This is a genomic window from Cupriavidus sp. MP-37 (genome assembly GCF_020618415.1).
Classification (GTDB): Bacteria; Pseudomonadota; Gammaproteobacteria; order Burkholderiales; family Burkholderiaceae; genus Cupriavidus.
On the sequence record NZ_CP085344.1, the window covers coordinates 638,789 to 656,175 of the forward strand.

Below are 17,387 nucleotides of genomic sequence, written 5' to 3' on the forward strand. Positions count from 1 at the left end.
TCTCATTCACCACGGCGGCCGGCTCAGTGGTGGTGGTGATGGTGGTGCATCCAGCTGTTGTCCAGCGAATTGACGAAGGACTCGACCGCGTCCTTGTCGCCGGTGGCGTGGCGCATCATCTCGCCGCACTTGCAGAAACCCTGGTACGGGGTGATGTGCGAGCACGCCGACGTCTTCTGCAGGTACAGCGTGACGGGTTTGGTGCACTTCTTGCACTTGAACTTCAGGGTCAGGGCGGGTTTGCTCATGGCGATGGCTTGAAAAATCAGCGGAAAGACGAACCTGGGATTGTACCGGCGCAGGCCAAAGCTGGCCGGGCCCGGGCGGCGCGTCCCGGCGTGCCTGATACACTCCGCCATTCCCGCACCTACTCCAGCACCATCACCAACACGCACCCATGGCACAGTACGTTTTCACCATGAATCGCGTGGGCAAGATCGTTCCGCCCAAGCGTCACATCCTGAAGGACATCTCGCTGTCGTTCTTCCCGGGCGCCAAGATCGGCGTGCTCGGCCTGAACGGCTCGGGCAAGTCCACGCTGCTCAAGATCATGGCCGGCCTCGACAAGGAAATCGAGGGCGAAGCCACGCCGATGCCGAACCTGAACATCGGCTACCTGCCGCAGGAGCCGCAGCTCAACCCCGAGCAGACCGTGCGCGAGTCGGTGGAAGAGGCGCTGGGCGGTGTGTTCGAGGCGCGCAAGAAGCTCGATGAAATCTACGCCGCGTACGCCGAGCCGGACGCCGACTTCGACGCGCTCGCCGCGGACCAGGCCAAGTACGAAGCCATCCTCGCCGCCAGCGACGGCAACAACGTCGAGCTGCAGCTGGAAATCGCCGCCGACGCGCTGCGCCTGCCGCCGTGGGACGCGAAGATCGAGCACCTGTCGGGCGGTGAAAAGCGCCGCGTGGCGCTGTGCCGCCTGCTGCTGTCGCGCCCCGACATGCTGCTGCTCGACGAGCCCACCAACCACCTGGACGCCGAATCGGTCGACTGGCTCGAGCAGTTCCTGACGCGCTTCCCGGGCACCGTGGTGGCCGTGACCCACGACCGCTACTTCCTCGACAACGCGGCCGAGTGGATCCTGGAACTGGACCGCGGCCACGGCATTCCGTGGAAGGGCAACTACAGCTCGTGGCTGGACCAGAAGGAAGCGCGCCTGAAGCAGGAAGAGGCCAGCGAATCGGCGCGCCAGAAGGCGCTGCACAAGGAACTGGAGTGGGTGCGCCAGAACCCCAAGGGCCGCCAGGCCAAGTCCAAGGCGCGCCTGGCCCGCTTCGACGAGCTGAACAGCCAGGAATACCAGAAGCGCAACGAAACCCAGGAAATCTTCATCCCGGTGGGCGAGCGCCTGGGCAACGAGGTGATCGAGTTCGACAACGTCAGCAAGGGCTTCGGCGACCGCATGCTGATCGAAAACCTGAGCTTCAAGGTGCCGCCCGGGGCGATCGTCGGCATCATCGGCCCCAACGGCGCCGGCAAATCGACCTTCTTCAAGATGCTGACGGGCAAGGAACAGCCCGACAGCGGCGAGATCAAGATCGGGCCGACCGTGAAGATGGCCTTCGTCGACCAGAGCCGCGACGCGCTCGATGGCACCAAGACCGTGTTCGAGGAAATTTCGGGCGGCGCCGATATCCTGACGGTGGGCCGCTACGAAACGCCGTCGCGTGCCTATATCGGCCGCTTCAACTTCAAGGGCGGCGACCAGCAGAAGCAGGTCGGCACGCTGTCGGGCGGTGAGCGCGGCCGCCTGCACATGGCCAAGACGCTGATCGCCGGCGGCAACGTGCTGCTGCTGGACGAACCGTCCAACGACCTCGACGTGGAAACGCTGCGCGCGCTGGAAGACGCGCTGCTGGAGTTCGCCGGCTGCGTGATGGTGATCTCGCACGACCGCTGGTTCCTGGACCGGATCGCCACGCACATCCTGGCCTTCGAGGGCGACTCGCATGTCGAGTTCTTCCCCGGCAACTACCAGGAGTACGAGGCCGACAAGAAGCGCCGGCTGGGCGAGGAAGGCGCCAAGCCGAAGCGGATCCGGTATAAGCCGATCGTGCGGTGATGGGCTACGTTTTCGATGGAGTGCCGGACTGAGAGACCGCACGTTGCTGACTACCCTGACACACAGCGGGCTTGCTCCTCTCTCCCGCTTGCGGGAGAGGGGCAGGTGGTGAGGGCAGGCGCTGGCATACCACCGGCCAGGACTTCGTTATAGACGCCTGGCCCTCACCCCAACCCTACCCAGGAACCGTTGCTAACCCATTGATTCTGCTAGTACCGCCAAAGAATCAAATGCCACCGTCATTCCCGCGAAGGCGGGAATCCAGCGTCTTAAAAGTCCCCCTTCGGGGGACAGAAAGCCACTGGGTCCCCGCCTTCGCGGGGACGACGCCCCGGTTCGTGGCAGCAAGTCGGCAAGTGCAAGACGTGCGTTGATCTCTCCCGCAAGCGGGAGAGGGAGCACACAGGTGGCACTTCCAGACCGAGGCGCCGCCACATGCAAAGCCCCGACTCAGTTGAGCGGGGCTTTTTGCTTTGCTTCAGCGGCAACCATGCCTACCCCCGCACCAACCTCACCCGCGTAATCTCCGACGGCGCCCCGAACCGCTTCGGCGGTCCCCAATAGCCGGTGCCGCGGCTGATATAGACCCACAGCGAACCATGCCGCACCAGCCCCGCGGTGTACGGCTGCTGCATCGGCACGAACAGGTTCCAAGGCCAGAACTGGCCGCCATGGGTATGTCCCGACAGTTGCAAATCGAAACCGGCTTGCGCCGCCGCGGGCGCGGTGCGGGGCTGGTGGGCCAGCAGCACGCGCACGCCGGCGTCGGCGGGGGCGCCGGCGATGGCGCGCTGCGGGTCGCTGCGGTGGCTGTCGTGGAAGCGGCCGGCGGAGTAGTCGGTCACGCCGCCCAGCACCAGCGCGGCGCCGTCATGCTGCAGCACCACGTGCTCGTTCATCAGCACGCGCAGGCCCAGCCGGCGCAGTTCGTCGATCCACGGCTGCGCGCCGGCGTAGTACTCGTGGTTGCCGGTGACGAAGTAGGCGCCGTGGCGCGCGCGCAGCCGGGCCAGCGGCGCGGTGTGGGCGGACAGCTCGGGCACGGTGCCGTCGACGAGGTCGCCGGTGATGGCGACGGCATCGGCCTGCAGGCTGTTGACGCGCTCGACGATGCGCTCTAGGTAAGGCCGCTTGATGGTGGGACCGACATGGATGTCGCTGATCTGGGCGATGGTGAAGCCATGCAGCGCCTCCGGCAGGCCGCGCACCGGGACGTCGACCTCAACCACGCGCGCCAGCCGGCGCGCGTTGACATAACCCGCCAGCGTGACCAGCAAGGCCAGCAGCGGCACCGCCACGGCGCTGCCGGCGGCGAGTCCGGGCGCACGCCAGCCGAGCAGCTGCCCCGCCAGCCAGGCGGCGGCGAACGCCACGTCGCGGACCAGCGTCAGCACCAGCAGCGATGAGAAGAAGCCCATGGCGAGCATGCCGATCCACGACACCAGGTCCGACCACGGCTGGCTGACGCGCCGGGCCAGCAGTCCGGCCGGCAGCAGGGCGCAGGACAGGGCCAGCCAGACCACTGCCAAGGCCTTGACCGCCACCGGCACCGGCATCGCCGGCAACAGGCGCAGCCCGATATAGCCATGCAGCAGCGCCGTGATGAGGGCCGCGGTCAGGATGGTGGTGCGTGGGGGCATGGGGCAGGGGCCGGGATGGAGTGTTCAGAGATGAGGGCCGCGGCGGCCGGCTTCAAGGGCCGGGACGGTGGCACCGGGCCATGCAAGATGCACACCCGCTGCGCCCGCGCGCGCCGCAACGGCGCATTGCGGCTTGACGCCGCCTCGCCGCGGCCCAATGCCTGTCTTATTGGGACGATCCGCGCGTCCTTCGGGGCGGGCGGCTGATCTGTCCGTTTTCTGGCGGATCCTGAATGTTTTCGAATCGGATTGTTCCCATTGACGGGCTAATCTAGATTCGCGAAATGGGCCGCCTGTTGTGCAGCATGGTGCCCGCGAGTGCCGGCCGGCTGGCCAGCCGGCGCAGGCGGCGCCCTCCCGGAGAAACCCATGTCGTTTCGGTTAAAGCAGACCAGCGCGCTGATCGCGGCGGCCTGGCTGGCGCTGGCCCCGTTCGCGCCCCAGGCCGCCACGCCGCCCAAGTCGTCGTCTTCGTCGGCGGCGGCCGCGGCACCGCTGACCTGGCCGCGCAACTTTGATACGGCCGCCGACCATGTCGAGCTGTACCAGCCCCAGATCGAGACCTGGGAGGGCAACCGACTGTCCGGGCGCGCCGCGGTGGCGGTGGGCGACAAGGCGGCCTCGCCGACCTACGGCGTGGTCCATTTTTCTGCCACCGGCGATATCGACAAGCCGTCCGGGCTGGTGCAACTGAGCCGCATCACGGTCGACAGCGTCGAGGTCCCCACCCGCCCCGACGCCGCCGACCGCGTGCGCCAGGCACTGGTATCGCGCCTGCCGGCCAACGGGCTGACGGTGCCGCTGGACCAGCTGCAGGCCAGCTATGCCGTATCGCAGCAACTGGCGCAAGCCGGCCGCGTCGCGGTGCGCAATGACGCGCCGCAGATCCTGTTCGCCACCACGCCGACGCTGCTGGTGCTGGTCGATGGCGAGCCCGCCTGGCGCACCGTGCCGGGCACTTCGTACGAACGCGCGCTGAACAGCCGCGCGCTGCTGCTGCGCGCGCCGGGCGGCGAGCTGTTCCTGAAGGCGGCCGGCTACTGGTATCGCTCGGAATCCGCCGGCGGCGCCTGGGAGGCGGTGGCGACGGTGCCCCAGGCGCTGGAAAGCGCCGCCGGCAAGGCGGCGGCCGGCATGAAGCCCGATGCGATGCTGCCCGCCGACGGCAAGCGGCCGGCGCGGGCCCCGGCGATCCTGTTCGCCACGCAGCCGACCGAGCTGGTGGTGACCAGCGGCGCGCCGCAGATGGCGCCGGTCAGCGGGGTCAGCCTGCTGACCATGGCCAATGCCGACCACGCGGTCTTTGTCGATCCAGCCGCCAACCAGTATTACGTGCTGGTCTCGGGGCGCTGGTTCCGCGCGCCGATGCTGACCGGGCCGTGGCAGTACGTGCCTGGCAGCCAGCTGCCGGCGGACTTCGCGCGCATTCCGCCGACCGATCCCAAGGCCAATGTGCTGGTCTCCGTGCCCGGCACGCCGCAGGCGCGCGAGGCCGAGATCGCCGCCACCATCCCGCAGACCGCCACGGTGTCGCGCAGCAAGGCCAGCCTGACGGTCACGTATGACGGCGCGCCGCGCTTCGTGCCGATCACCGGCACCTCGCTCAGCTATGCGGTCAATACCGGCACGCCGGTGATCGAGGTCGACGCCAGCCATTACTACGCGGTGGCCAACGGCGTCTGGTTTGCCGCGCCGGCGCCGACGGGCCCCTGGCAGGTCGCGACCGAGGTGCCGTCCGCCATCTACACCATCCCGCCGACCTCGCCGGTGTACTACGTCACCTATGTGCGCATCTACGCCGTCACGCCACAGACCGTGGTGGTGGGCTACACCCCGGGCTACATGGGGGTGGTGGTAAGCGCCGACGGCACCGTGGTCTATGGCACCGGCTATGTCTATCCGCCCTACGTGGGCGCGGTCTACTACGGCTATCCGGCCACCTACGGCTACGGCGCGGGCTTCGGCATCGGCCTGGCCGAGGGCTTCGCCTTCGGCTTCGCCGCGGGCGCATTCTGGGGCGCGGCGTCGCCATACTGGGGCCCGTACTGGTGGGGCGGCCCTTATAACTGGAACTACGTCAACGTCAACCAGGCCAATTTCTACGGCCGCTGGGGCCAGGGCACGGTGACCCACGCGCAGGGCTGGAATGCCTGGACCGGCACCGAGTGGCGCGGTACCGCGGGCGCCGGCTACAACCCCGCCACCGGCGCGCGCTACCAGGGCAGCCGCGGCGCCGCCTTCAACCCGTATTCCGGCGACTACGCGGCCGGCCGCCAGGGCAGCTTCGCCAACCCGTCGACCGGGCGCGAAGGCGCGGCGCGCGGTGGCGTGGCCGGCAACACCTACAGCGGCGACTATGCGGCAGGACGGCAGGCCGCCGGCTACAACGCGCAGACCGGCCGCGTCGGCGCGGCCGAGGCCGGCATTGCCGGCAATACCCAGACCGGCCAGCACACCGCCGGCAGCCGCGGCTTTGTCGCCAACCCCGGCAAGGACAACGCGGTGGTGTGGAACAACGGCAATGTGTATGCCGGGCACGACGGCTCGGTCTACCAGCACACCGACAACGGCTGGCAGAAGCACACCCCCGGCGGATGGGAGCCGGTGCAGCCGGGCAACGACGCCACCGCCAGGCTGGAGCAACAGCGCCAGGCACGCGAGACCGGCCAGCAGCGCCTGCAGGGCATGGCGGGAGCCTGGCAGGGGCGCGGCCTTGGCGGCGCTGGTGGAGGATTCGCCGGTCGCGCCGGGGGTTTCCGCGGCGGCGGTTTCCATGGCGGCTTTCGCCGCTAAAGCTACGGCATCAGGCTACGGCAGCAGCGCGCTGACAGGGCGCTTTCGAAAGCAGTAAAGACGTCGACAAAAGAATTGAATTGGCGCGCGGCCGGGCCGGGCCTTACCCTGCCGGAGAGAAGGGGAGCGCGGCCGGCGGACCGGTGCGGCGTAACATGGCCGGCCACGGCGTCCGCCCGCAGCCATCGCATGCATAACCATGGCGGGAGAGGGATCCGTGAATACTGCATTCCATTGGCGCGGTGCGCTCTGGCTGGCCTGCGCCATGACGCTGGCCGCCTGCGGCAACGACAAGCCGGCAGCGCATGCGCCACCGGCAGCCGAAGTCACCGTGATGACCGTGGCGCTGCGCGACGTCCCCATCGTCTACGACTTTGTCGGCCAGACCCAGAGCTCGCAGCAGGTGGAGATCCGCGCCCGGGTCAATGGCTTTCTTGACCAGCGCGTCTATACCGAAGGCGCCGTGGTCAAGGCCGGCCAGACCATGTTCCTGATGGATCCCAAGCCGTTTGCCGCGGCGCTGGACGCGGCCAACGCCGAGCTGGCGCAGCAGGTGGCGCGGCTCAAAACCGCCAACGCCGACCTGGCGCGGGTACGCCCGCTGGCCGAGCGCAACGCGTTGAGCCAGCGCGACCTGGACGACGCGACCGGCAAGCAGCAGTCCGCCGCGGCCGCGGTCGAGGCGGCCCGGGCCAACGTTACCAACGCCAAGCTCAACCTGGGCTACACCACCATCAAGTCGCCGGTCACCGGCGTGTCCAGCTTTGCCAAGAAGCAGGCAGGCAGCTATATCGATCCTTCCAACAGCCTGCTGACCTACGTCGCCAAGCTCGACCCGATGTGGGTCAACTTCAGCCTGTCGGAAAACGAGGTGTTGACCGCGCGCACCGGGCAGGAATCCGGCGCGCTCAGGTTCCCGGCGCAGGGCGCGTTCGACGTGGTGATCGTGCTGGCCGACGGCAGCCAGTTCCCGCATCACGGCAAGATCACCTTTGCCGATGCCGCCTTCAACGCGGAAACCGGCACCTACATGATCCGCGCCGAGGTTGCCAATCCCGAAGGCACGCTGCGCCCCGGCCAGTTCGTGCGCGTGAAGCTGCATGGCGCCGAGCGCAGGCAGGCCATCGCGGTGCCGCAGGAAGCCATCATCCAGGGTCCGCGCGGCCAGCAGGTGTGGGTGGTGGGTCCCGACAACAAGGTGCAGCAGCGCGTGGTCGAGGCCGGTCAGTGGAGCGGCGACAACTGGATCGTCAGCACCGGCCTGAAGGCCGGTGAGCGCGTGGTGGTCAGCGGCATGCTGCGGCTCGCGCCGGGTGCTCCGGTGCGGCCGGTGGAAGCCACCGCGGCGCGGCCGGCGCCCGCTGCCGCGTCCGGCCCGGCCGCTGCAGCCGCGGCAGCCGCGCCGCCACCCCAGCCCCAGGCTGCCGCCGGCGCCGGGGGCAAGCCATGAAGCTATCCCATTTCTTTATCGACCGGCCGATCTTTGCCTCGGTGCTGTCCATCATCATCGTGGTGGGCGGCCTGGTGGCGCTGACCAGGCTGCCGATCGCCCAGTTCCCCGAGATCACGCCGCCGTCGATCACGGTCAGCACCAAGTATCCGGGCGCCAGCGCCGAGGTGGTGGCGCAGAACGTGGCCGCGCCGATCGAGCAGCAGGTCAACGGCGCCGACAACATGATGTACATGAACTCGTCGAGTTCCTCCACCGGGGACATGACGCTGAACGTGTATTTCGAGATCGGCACCGACCCGCAGCTGGCGCAGGTGGACGTGCAGAACCGCGTCAACCTGGCGCTGCCGACGCTGCCGGATGCGGTCACGTCGCAGGGCGTGTCGGTGCAGAAGCGGTCATCGGCGTTCATGATGGTGATCGCGCTGTATTCGCCGGACAACAGCTACGACCAGACCTTTGTCGGCAACTACGCCAACATCTATGTGCTGGATGCGCTCAAGCGCATTCCCGGCGCCAACCAGGCGTCGATCTTCGGCAGCCCCGACTACGCCATGCGCATCTGGCTGCGGCCGGACCGGATGGCGTCGCTCGGCATCACCGTGGAAGACGTCAAGAACGCGGTCAGCGCGCAGAACCAGCAGTATTCCGCCGGGCGCATCGGCCAGTCGCCCACCGACGGCGAGGTCAAGCTGACCTTCCCGATCGCCACCAAGGGCCGCATGACCGAGCCCGCCGAGTTCGAGAACATGATCCTGCGCGCGCAGTCCGGCGATGCCGCGCTGGTGCGGCTGAAGGACGTGGGCCGGGTCGAGCTGGGCCAGAAGGACTACTCGCTGCGCAGCCGCTACAAGGGCAAGACCGCGACGCTGATGGCGGTCTACCAGCAGCCCGGCGCCAATGCGCTGGACGTGGCCAAGCAGGTGCGCGGCACGCTGGCCGAGCTGAAGAAGTCGTTCCCGCCCGGCCTGGAGTATGAGGTGGCGCTGGACACCACCGAGTTCGTGCAGGAGTCGATCGGCGAGGTGGTGCACACGCTGCGCGACGCGGTGATCCTGGTGATCCTGGTGGTGTACCTGTTCCTGCAGAGCTTCCGCGCCACGCTGGTGCCGATCCTGGCGGTGCCAGTGTCAATTATCGGCGCCTTTGTCGGCATGAGCATGTTCGGTTTCTCGGTCAACATGCTGACGCTGTTCGGCATGGTGCTGGCGATCGGCATCGTGGTCGACGACGCGATCGTGGTGATCGAGAACGTCGAGCGCAACATGACCGAGTTCAACCTGCCGCCCAAGGAGGCCGCCAAGCGCGCCATGGACGAGGTCAGCGGGCCGGTGGTGGCGATCGTGCTGGTGCTGCTGGCGGTGTTTATCCCGGTGGCGTTCCTGTCGGGCATCACCGGCCAGCTGTACAAGCAGTTCGCGGTGACGCTGGCGGTGTCGGTGGTGCTGTCCGGCGTGGTCGCGCTGACGCTGTCGCCGGCGCTGGCGGCGATCCTGCTCAAGCCCGGCGAGCAGAAGAAAAACCGCTTCTTCCGCTGGTTCAACGCCAGGTTCGACCGCCTGATCGAGCGCTATGACGCCGCCAACCGGGCGGTGATCCGGCGCACGGTGGTGTCGCTGGGGGTGATCGTGGCGATGCTGGCGGCGATCGGGCTGATGTTCGCGCGCATCCCGTCGTCGTTCCTGCCGGTGGAGGACCAGGGCTATCTGCTGGGCGCGGTGATCATGCCGGATGCGGCCAGCCTGGACCGCACCCAGGCGCTGTCGCGCCGCGCCGAGGACTGGTTCTCCAAACAGCCGGGCGTGGCCGCGGTGGCGGCGCCGACCGGCTTCAGCCTGATCGATTCGCAGAACAAGTCCAACGCCGGCACGCTCTTTGTCTCGCTCAAGGGCTTCAGCGAGCGCGGCGACGGCGAAAGCGCGGCCGACCTGATCGCCAACGCAAAGAAGGAGTTTTCCACCTACCAGGAGGGCGTGGTGATACCGATCAACCCGCCTTCGATTCCGGGCCTGGGCAGCACCGGCGGCTTCGAGTTCTGGCTGCAGAGCACCGGCGACGGCACCTACCAGCAACTGGAGGCCAGGGTGCGCGCGTTCATCGCCAAGGCGCACGAGCGGCCCGAGCTGACCGGCGTGAATTCCACCATCAACACCCGTTCGCGCCAGCTGATGGTGGAGGTGGACCGCGAGCGCTCCGAGACCCAGGGCGTGCCGGTGGAGCAGGTCTACTCGGCGCTGCAGACCATGTTCGGGTCGCTCTACGTCAGCCAGTTCCCGAAGAACAGCCGGCTGTTCCAGGTGATCCTGCAGGCCGAGCCGGACTACCGCTCGCGCCCGGAGGATATCGACAAGGTCTACGTGCGCAACCGCAACGGCGAGATGGTGCCGATCAAGGCGGTCACCACCGTGAAGTACGTGCCCGGGGCCGACATCGTCACGCGCTTCAACAACTTCCCGGCCGCCAAGATCATGGGCGACGCCGCGCCTGGCTACAGCTCGGGCCAGGCGCTGCAGGCGATGGAAGACATCGCCAGGGAAGTGCTGGGCGAAGGCTACAGCTTCTCCTGGAGCGGCCAGGCGTACGAGGAAAAGACCGCGGGCTCGACCGCGGTCTATGTCTTTGCCTTTGCCTTGCTGATGGTGTTCCTGATCCTGGCGGCGCAATACGAGAAGTGGTCGTTGCCGATCGGCGTGCTGCTGGCGGTGCCGTTCGCGCTGTTTGGCGCGCTGCTGGCGATCCTGATGCGCGGCATGCAGAACGACGTGTACTTCCAGATCGGCCTGACGGTGCTGATTGCGCTGGCGGCCAAGAACGCCATCCTGATCTTCGAGTTCGCGGTGGAGATGCGCCACAAGGAAGGCCTCAGTGCCTACGACGCCGCGCTGCACGCGGCCAGGTTGCGGCTGCGGCCGATCATCATGACCTCGCTGGCATTTATCCTGGGCTGCGTGCCGCTGGCGATTGCCAGCGGCGCCTCGGCGGCGAGCCGGCAGTCGCTCGGCACCGGCGTGATCGGCGGCATGCTTGGGGCCACGGTGATCGCGCTGTTCTTTATCCCGCTGTTCTTCTGGGGCCTGGAGACGATGTCCGAGCGCAAGCCCAAGGCCAAGGGCGCCGCGCCGACGACAACTACACCGCCCACAACGCCACCGGCCACGCCGCCGACGGGAGAGCCGTCATGAGCGCGCGCCGCACGCTTGCCGGCGCCTGCCTGGCCGCGCTGCTGGGCGGCTGCGCCATCGGCCCCAACTACCAGCGCCCCGAGACCCCGGACCCGGCGCAGTACCGCCTCGACACCGGCGTGCTGGCAGTGGCCGCGGACAGCGCGTGGTGGGACAGCTTTGGCGACCCGGTGCTCAATGCGCTGGTGGAGGCGGCGCTGCGCAACAACTACGACGTGCGCATCGCCGCGGCCCGCATCGACGAGTTTCGCGGCCAGCTGATGGTCGCGCGCAGCGGCTTCTTCCCGCAACTGGGGCTGTCCGCGTCAGCGGCGCGCCAGCGTGCCGGCACCTTCAACGGCACGCCGTTCGCGGGACTCGACGGTCCGCGCAATAGCTACCAGCTGCTGGCCAACGCCAGCTGGGAACTGGACCTGTGGGGCCGCATCCGGCGCCAGGCCGAGGCCGCCGAAGCCGAAGTCTGGAACGCCGAGTACGGGCGCCGCGGCGTGGTGCTGGCGCTGGCGGCGTCGGTGGTGCAGGGCTATGCGACGCTGCGCGGGCTCGACGCGCAGCTGGAGATCGCACAGCAGACGCTGGTGTCGCGCGCCAGCGGGCTCGATATCTTCCGCCAGCGCTACGAGGGTGGCGTGATCTCGCAGGTCGAGCTGGCGCAGGCGGAAAACGACTACTACTCGACCGAGGCGTCGATCCCGCCGCTGCGCACCGCCATCGCCCAGACCGAGAACGCGCTGTCGCTGTTGCTGGGGCGCGAGCCCGGTCCGGTCGAGCGCGGCAAGCCCGTGCACGACCTGCTGCCGCCGCCGGCGGGCGCCGACCTGCCGGCGGCGCTGCTGTCGCGCCGCCCCGACGTGCTGCAGGCCGAGCAGGCCGCCATCGCCGCCAACGCGCAGCTGGGCGCGGCGCAGGCGCTGTACCTGCCAGCGGTGAACCTGAGCGGGCTGTTCGGCGCCATTGCCAGCACGCCCGGGGCGCTGTGGCACAGCGCGTCGCAGGTGTGGGGCATCGGCGCCGGCCTGACCCAGCCGGTCTTCCAGGGTGGCGCCATCCGCGGCCAGGTGCAGAGCGCCGCGGCGCAGCGCCAGCAGGCCATGCTGGCCTACCAGGGCACCGTGCTGGCGGCGCTGGCCGACGTCAACAGCGCGCTCGCCAACAGCATCGAAACGCGCAAGCGGCTGGTCAGCCTGCGCCAGCAGGAGAAAAGCCTGCTGGTCTATGCCGACCAGTCCAGTGCGCGCTACGAGGGCGGCTATTCCAGCTATCTGGAAGTGACCACCGCGCAGGAGAAGCTGTTTGCCACGCAGCTGGCGGCGGTGCAGGGCCAGGTCGATGTGCTGACCGGTGCCGCGGCGCTGTACAAGTCGCTCGGCGGCGGCTGGCCCGCGGTGCCGCAGGATGTGCGCGAGGCAGGGATGCAGGGGGATGCGAAGGTGTTGACGCGGTAGCGCGCGGTCTTTTTTGGTCCTTACCGCTGCCACGAAGTGCATGTCCTCGCTATTGCCAGCGCCGGCCCTCACCCCCCTCTCCCGCAGGGAGAGGGGGGCAAACAGTGGAACCGTCGCGCGGAGCTTGCCGTTTGGGTACTCCCTCTCCCTCTGGGAGAGGGTTGGGGTGAGGGCGGGCGCTGCCACGAAGTGCATGTCCTCGCAATTGCCAGCGCCGGCCCTCACCCCCGCCCCTCTCCCGCAGGCGGGAGAGGGGAGCCAACCGGCAGTGTCGTTCAACCCATTACCGCGCCGACCACTCCCCCTGTCTGACCCCCAGCGCCGTGACCACGCCATACGCCGTGATCCCCAGCGCCACGCCCAGGAAATGCCCGTCCAGCCCCATGCCGAAGATATTGGCCAGCACCCAGCCGCCGCCCGCGGCCAGCGCGATCCGGCACAGCCCGGCCGCCACCGGCCAGCGCATGCGGCCCGCGCCCATCGAGGCGAAGTACAGCGCCATGCCGAGGCCGAAGCCGCCGAATGCCGGTCCCACCCATGACAGCGCGCGCGCGGCGATGGCGATCACTTCGGGGTCATGGGTGAACAGGCTGGCGAAGCGCACCGGCGCCAGGCCGACGGCGGCGCCCGCGCTGCCGGCGATGGCCAGCGCCAGCATTGCCCCCACCCACGCCGTGCGCCGCGCGGTGTGCCAGTCGCCGGCGCCCACGGCGCGGCCGACCAGCGCCGTCAGCGCCGAGCCCACGCCGAAGGCCAGCGGGATCATCAGGAATTCCAGCCGCGCCGAAATGCCGTAGGCCGCCACCGCGGCAGTGCCATGGTGGCGCAGCTGCGCGGTGACCAGGATGGTGGTCAGGTTGGCCACCGAGGCCAGCGCGCACGCCACCAGCCCCACCGACAGGATGCGCGCGAACAGCGGCCACGACAGCCGCACCCGCAGCACCGGCACGAAGCCCGCGCCGCCGCGCGCCACCACCACCGCCATCGCCAGCGCCGCCGCCCACGACACCGCCGCCAGCGCCGCGCCGATGCCGGCCAGCCCCATGCCGGCGGGCTCGGCCAGCAGCCACGACAGCACCGGGTACGCGATCCACATCAACGCCAGCACGCGCGCCGCCAGCGCATGGCGGCCGCCGCCGCGCAGCACCGACGCCAGCGTGTTGGCGAGCCAGGCCGGGATCGCACCGGCGCCGAACAGCCAGATCGCATAGGTGGCGGCGGCCTCGGCGGCGGTGGCGCCCGCCACCGCGCCCAGCACCGCGCGCGGGAACCCCGCCAGCGCCACGGCAAACGCCAGCCCGGCGATCACGGCGATCCACAGCGCATGCATCACCAGCGCCGAGGCATCGTCACGCTTGTTGGCGCCCAGCGCGCGCGCAATGGCGGCGACCACGCCGCCGCCCATGGCGCCGGTGGACATCTGCTGCAGCAACAGCGCAAACGGCAGCACCACGGCCCAGCCGGCCAGCGCCGCCGTGCCCTGGCGCGCGGCCAGCCAGGTTTCGATCAGCTGGGCGGCCGCCTGCAGCAGCGCGATCAGCGCGGTGGGTCCGGCCAGCTTGCCGATGCGGCGGGCGATTTCGGTGGCCGGCACCGCGTCGGCCGGCAGGCTGCCCGCGGGCAAGGCGCGCGTGTCAGTCATGGCCGCGCTCCGGTCCGACCGCCCCGGCTTCGCCGAAGCGACGGCGCAGGAAGCGGCCAGCGCCCGGCCCAGGCAGCACGCGCACGTCATCGAGCGTGATCGCGCTGCCGTCGGCGCGCGTCAGCGCGGGCTCGGCGATCTCGGTGCCGGTGCGGCGGTCCTGCAGCAGCGTCAGCGGCCCCTTGTCGTCGGTCATCCAGCGGTCGGCCCAGGCCTTGAGCGCCACATAGGCCGGAAAGAAATCGCGGCCCTTGTCGGTCAGCTGGTAGACATGGCGGGCGCCGCCCTCGGGCGCGACGCGCGCCAGCAGCCCGTGCGCGACCAGCGTCTTCAGGCGCGCGCTGAGGATGTTGGGGGCGATGCCCAGGTTGCGTTCGAATTCGTCGAAGCGCGTGCTGCCGTAGAAGGCCTCGCGCAGCACGAGGATGGCCCAGCGTTCGCCCAGCACGGCCATCGAGCGGGCCACGGGGCAGGGCATCGCGGTGAAATCGGTAGGGGGCATGGGTCTCCGCCGTTGCGTGCTGCTTGCTTTCAAATTGCAAGCTGGTTGCAGCATAGCTTGCAAATTGAAAGCATGCAGGCGGCGGGCGACCATCGCCGGCTGAAAACGTGCGTTCACCGGCCAGCGGTGCCGGCTACTTCACCGCATCGCGGAATACCTCCAGCTTGTCCAGTTCCTCGCGCAGGAAGCCGATCAGCGCGCGCGTGGCCATCGACGGATGCAGGTTGGGCGTGGTGATGATGAACAGCTTGTTGCCCAGCCCTTCCGGACGCCAGTCCGGCAGCACCGGCACCAGATGGCCCGCCCGCACTTCTTCCCAGCCGATATAGACCGGCAGCATGCCGATGCCGTGGCCTTCGCGCACGGCGCGAGCCAGGAACAGGAAGTGCTCGGACTGCAGCGTGGGCGTCAGCGCCACGTCCACGCGCTGGCCGTCGCGGTACAGCGACAGCGGGAACTGCCGCGGCGGATACGGCGGGCACAGGAAGCTGCAGCCGGCCAGGTCAGGCGGCACCCGCACCGGCGCAATCCTGGCGAGGTATTGCGGCGATGCATACAGTTGCCAGCGGATATCGCAGATTTCACGCGCCACATGGTCCAGCGGCGGCGCCGAGGTGACCTTCAGCGCCACGTCGATCTCGGCCGCGATCAGGTCGTTGACGCGGTTGGCAAAGAACACGCGCAACGTAATCCCGGGATGCTTGTGCGCAAACTGCAGCAGCAGCGGCGCGATATAGGCGTCGCCCAGCCCGGTGGGCACGCTCACGCGCACATGGCCGCGCAGGGTCCGGCCCAGGCTGTCGATCTCGGCCTGTGCCGAGGCGACCTCCTGCAGGATGCGCACGCCGTGCTGGTACAGCGCATGGCCGGGTTCGGTCAGCTCGAGCCGGCGCGTGGTCCGGCGCAGCAACTGCGCGCCGGCCTGGTGTTCCAGCTCGCGCAGCTGGCGGCTGACCTGCGATCGCGTGACGCCGCGCCGGCGCCCGGCTTCGGCCAGGTTGCCGGCATCGACGATGTCGACGAAGGCCTGGATCAGGTTGAGGTCCATCGGGGATTGCCTGCAGGATTGTCACGTCTGGCGCAACATTGTGATTCCACCTCGCCCGATTGTCGATGCGTGGCTGCGCCGATACAGTGGTCGGCTGACGAACCCGGCAAGGAGACAGCGGATGGCCACGGACCTTTGGTATCAAGACATGCACCGCAGCGGCGAGGCCTTGCTGGCGCGCGGCGCCCGGCTGGCCGGCGGCCTGCGCGCGCTGGGCGTGCAGGAAGGCGACGTGGTCGCGGTCCTGCTGCGCAACGATCCGGTGTATGCCGACGTGGTCCATGCCTGCCGCATCGCCGGCTGCTACTACTGCCCGATCAACTGGCACTTCACCGCCGAGGAAGTGCGTTTTCTGCTGACCGACAGCGGCGCCAAGGTGCTGCTGGTGCAGGACGACCTGCTGCCCGCGGTGCGCGACGCCGTCCCGGCCGGCATGGTGGTGCTGTCGGTGGGCGGCCCCGCCGAAGGTGCCACCGAATACGAGGCCTGGCTTGCGCAGCAGCCCGCCTACGACGGCCCGCGCGTGGCGCCGCGCGGCCATATGGCGTACACCTCCGGCACCACCGGCCGGCCCAAGGGCGTGGTGCGCCAGCCGCTGCCGCTGGACGGCCTTGAAGAGCAGCTGGCGCGCGTGCGCTCGGTGGTGCGGCAGAGCTACGGCCTGGAGCCGGGCTGCCGCGCGCTGATGTCGGCGCCGCTGTACCACAGCGCGCCGGGCTCATTTATCCAGAACGCGCTGCAGATGGCCGAGCGCCTGGTGCTGACGCCGCGCTTCGACGCCGAGCAGGTGCTGGCGCTGGTGGAGAAGCACCGCATCGACGTGCTCTACCTGGTGCCGATCATGTACGTGCGGCTGCTCAAGCTGCCGCCGGAGGTGCGCGCCCGGTATGACTTGTCCTCGATCCGCTTCGTCGCTTCGACCGGGTCGCCGTGCGCGCCCGAAGTCAAGCGCGCGATGCTGGAGTGGCTGGGCCCGGTGATCCATGAAACCTATGCCTCCAGCGAAGCCGGCATGATCACCGTGGCCACGCCCGCCGACGCCGCCGCGCGCCCCGGCACCGCCGGCAGGCCGGTCGACGACGCGCAGCTGCGCATCCTGGACGAGCACGGCCGCGAATGCGCGCCGGGCGAAATCGGCCTGGTCTATGTGCGCCAGCCCGCTTACCCCGACTTCACCTACCGCAACAATGAGGCCGCGCGCGCCGCGATCGACCGCGACGGGCTGGTGACGCTGGGCGACATGGGCTATGTCGATGCCGACGGCTACCTGTTCATCTGCGACCGCGCTTCGGACATGGTGATTTCCGGCGGCGTCAACATCTACCCGGCGGAGATCGAGCATGAGCTGGTGCGCTACCCCGGCGTGGCCGACTGCGTGGTGTTCGGCATTCCCGACGCGGAATACGGCGAACGGTTGCTGGCCATGGTGCAGCCGATGCCGGGCGCGGACATCCGCGAGGCCGAGGTGATCGACTGGCTGCGCCAGCGACTGTCAGGTTTCAAGGTGCCGCGCAGCATCGTGGTCGAGGCGCAACTGCCGCGCGACGAAACCGGCAAGCTGGCCAAGCGCCGGCTGCGCGACCGATACTGGGAAGGCCGCCAGCGCCGCGTCTAAGCGCA

General features: G+C 69.2%; 11 protein-coding genes. 6 read left to right on the forward strand and 5 right to left on the reverse strand.

All coding sequences use genetic code 11. The features are described 5' to 3' along the window. Positions 1 to 23: 23 nt before the first annotated feature. Positions 24 to 248, reverse strand: a complete 225-nt coding sequence (locus LIN44_RS03055; RefSeq protein WP_010812270.1) for a hypothetical protein — start codon at positions 246 to 248, stop codon at positions 24 to 26. A gap of 149 nt (positions 249 to 397) precedes the next feature. Between LIN44_RS03055 and ettA the strand changes: the two genes are divergently transcribed. After that, positions 398 to 2,065, forward strand: coding sequence for an energy-dependent translational throttle protein EttA (ettA, locus tag LIN44_RS03060; protein ID WP_227313456.1), 1,668 nt, complete (start codon positions 398 to 400; stop codon positions 2,063 to 2,065). 494 nt (positions 2,066 to 2,559) lie between these two features. Here ettA and LIN44_RS03065 read toward each other — a convergent pair whose 3' ends face one another. Beyond that, positions 2,560 to 3,705: a metallophosphoesterase gene (locus LIN44_RS03065; RefSeq protein ID WP_227313457.1), complete on the reverse strand. Its 1,146-nt coding sequence runs from the start codon at positions 3,703 to 3,705 to the stop codon at positions 2,560 to 2,562. Positions 3,706 to 4,074: 369 nt separating this feature from the next. Between LIN44_RS03065 and LIN44_RS03070 the strand changes: the two genes are divergently transcribed. The 4 genes from LIN44_RS03070 to LIN44_RS03085 all read left to right on the forward strand — a co-directional run bounded on the left by LIN44_RS03070 (position 4,075) and on the right by LIN44_RS03085 (position 12,575). After that, the gene (locus tag LIN44_RS03070) at positions 4,075 to 6,498 is read left to right on the forward strand and encodes a carbohydrate-binding family V/XII (protein WP_227313458.1); all 2,424 of its coding nucleotides are present in this window, start codon (positions 4,075 to 4,077) and stop codon (positions 6,496 to 6,498) included. Positions 6,499 to 6,697: 199 nt separating this feature from the next. Beyond that, the gene (locus tag LIN44_RS03075) at positions 6,698 to 7,948 is read left to right on the forward strand and encodes an efflux RND transporter periplasmic adaptor subunit (protein WP_370641609.1); all 1,251 of its coding nucleotides are present in this window, start codon (positions 6,698 to 6,700) and stop codon (positions 7,946 to 7,948) included. Then, entirely contained in the window at positions 7,945 to 11,130 is a 3,186-nt protein-coding gene (locus LIN44_RS03080; protein ID WP_227313460.1) for an efflux RND transporter permease subunit, read from the forward strand. The genes LIN44_RS03075 and LIN44_RS03080 overlap by 4 nt, the downstream gene beginning before the upstream one ends. Further along, positions 11,127 to 12,575: an efflux transporter outer membrane subunit gene (locus LIN44_RS03085; protein WP_227313461.1), complete on the forward strand. Its 1,449-nt coding sequence runs from the start codon at positions 11,127 to 11,129 to the stop codon at positions 12,573 to 12,575. The genes LIN44_RS03080 and LIN44_RS03085 overlap by 4 nt, the downstream gene beginning before the upstream one ends. A gap of 283 nt (positions 12,576 to 12,858) precedes the next feature. On the opposite strand, the gene LIN44_RS03090 is transcribed toward LIN44_RS03085, so the two are convergent. The 3 genes from LIN44_RS03090 to LIN44_RS03100 form a co-directional block, all read right to left on the reverse strand. Then, the gene (locus LIN44_RS03090; protein WP_227313462.1) at positions 12,859 to 14,217 is read right to left on the reverse strand and encodes an MATE family efflux transporter; all 1,359 of its coding nucleotides are present in this window, start codon (positions 14,215 to 14,217) and stop codon (positions 12,859 to 12,861) included. Beyond that, a complete protein-coding gene (locus LIN44_RS03095; protein ID WP_227313463.1) occupies positions 14,210 to 14,719 on the reverse strand; it encodes a helix-turn-helix domain-containing protein in 510 nt (169 codons plus the stop codon). The genes LIN44_RS03090 and LIN44_RS03095 overlap by 8 nt, the downstream gene beginning before the upstream one ends. Positions 14,720 to 14,852: 133 nt before the next feature. Then, entirely contained in the window at positions 14,853 to 15,767 is a 915-nt protein-coding gene (locus LIN44_RS03100; RefSeq protein WP_227313464.1) for a LysR family transcriptional regulator, read from the reverse strand. 121 nt (positions 15,768 to 15,888) lie between these two features. On the opposite strand from LIN44_RS03100, the gene LIN44_RS03105 reads away from it, so the two are divergent. Next, positions 15,889 to 17,382: an acyl-CoA synthetase gene (locus tag LIN44_RS03105; RefSeq protein WP_227313465.1), complete on the forward strand. Its 1,494-nt coding sequence runs from the start codon at positions 15,889 to 15,891 to the stop codon at positions 17,380 to 17,382. Positions 17,383 to 17,387 lie beyond the last annotated feature (5 nt).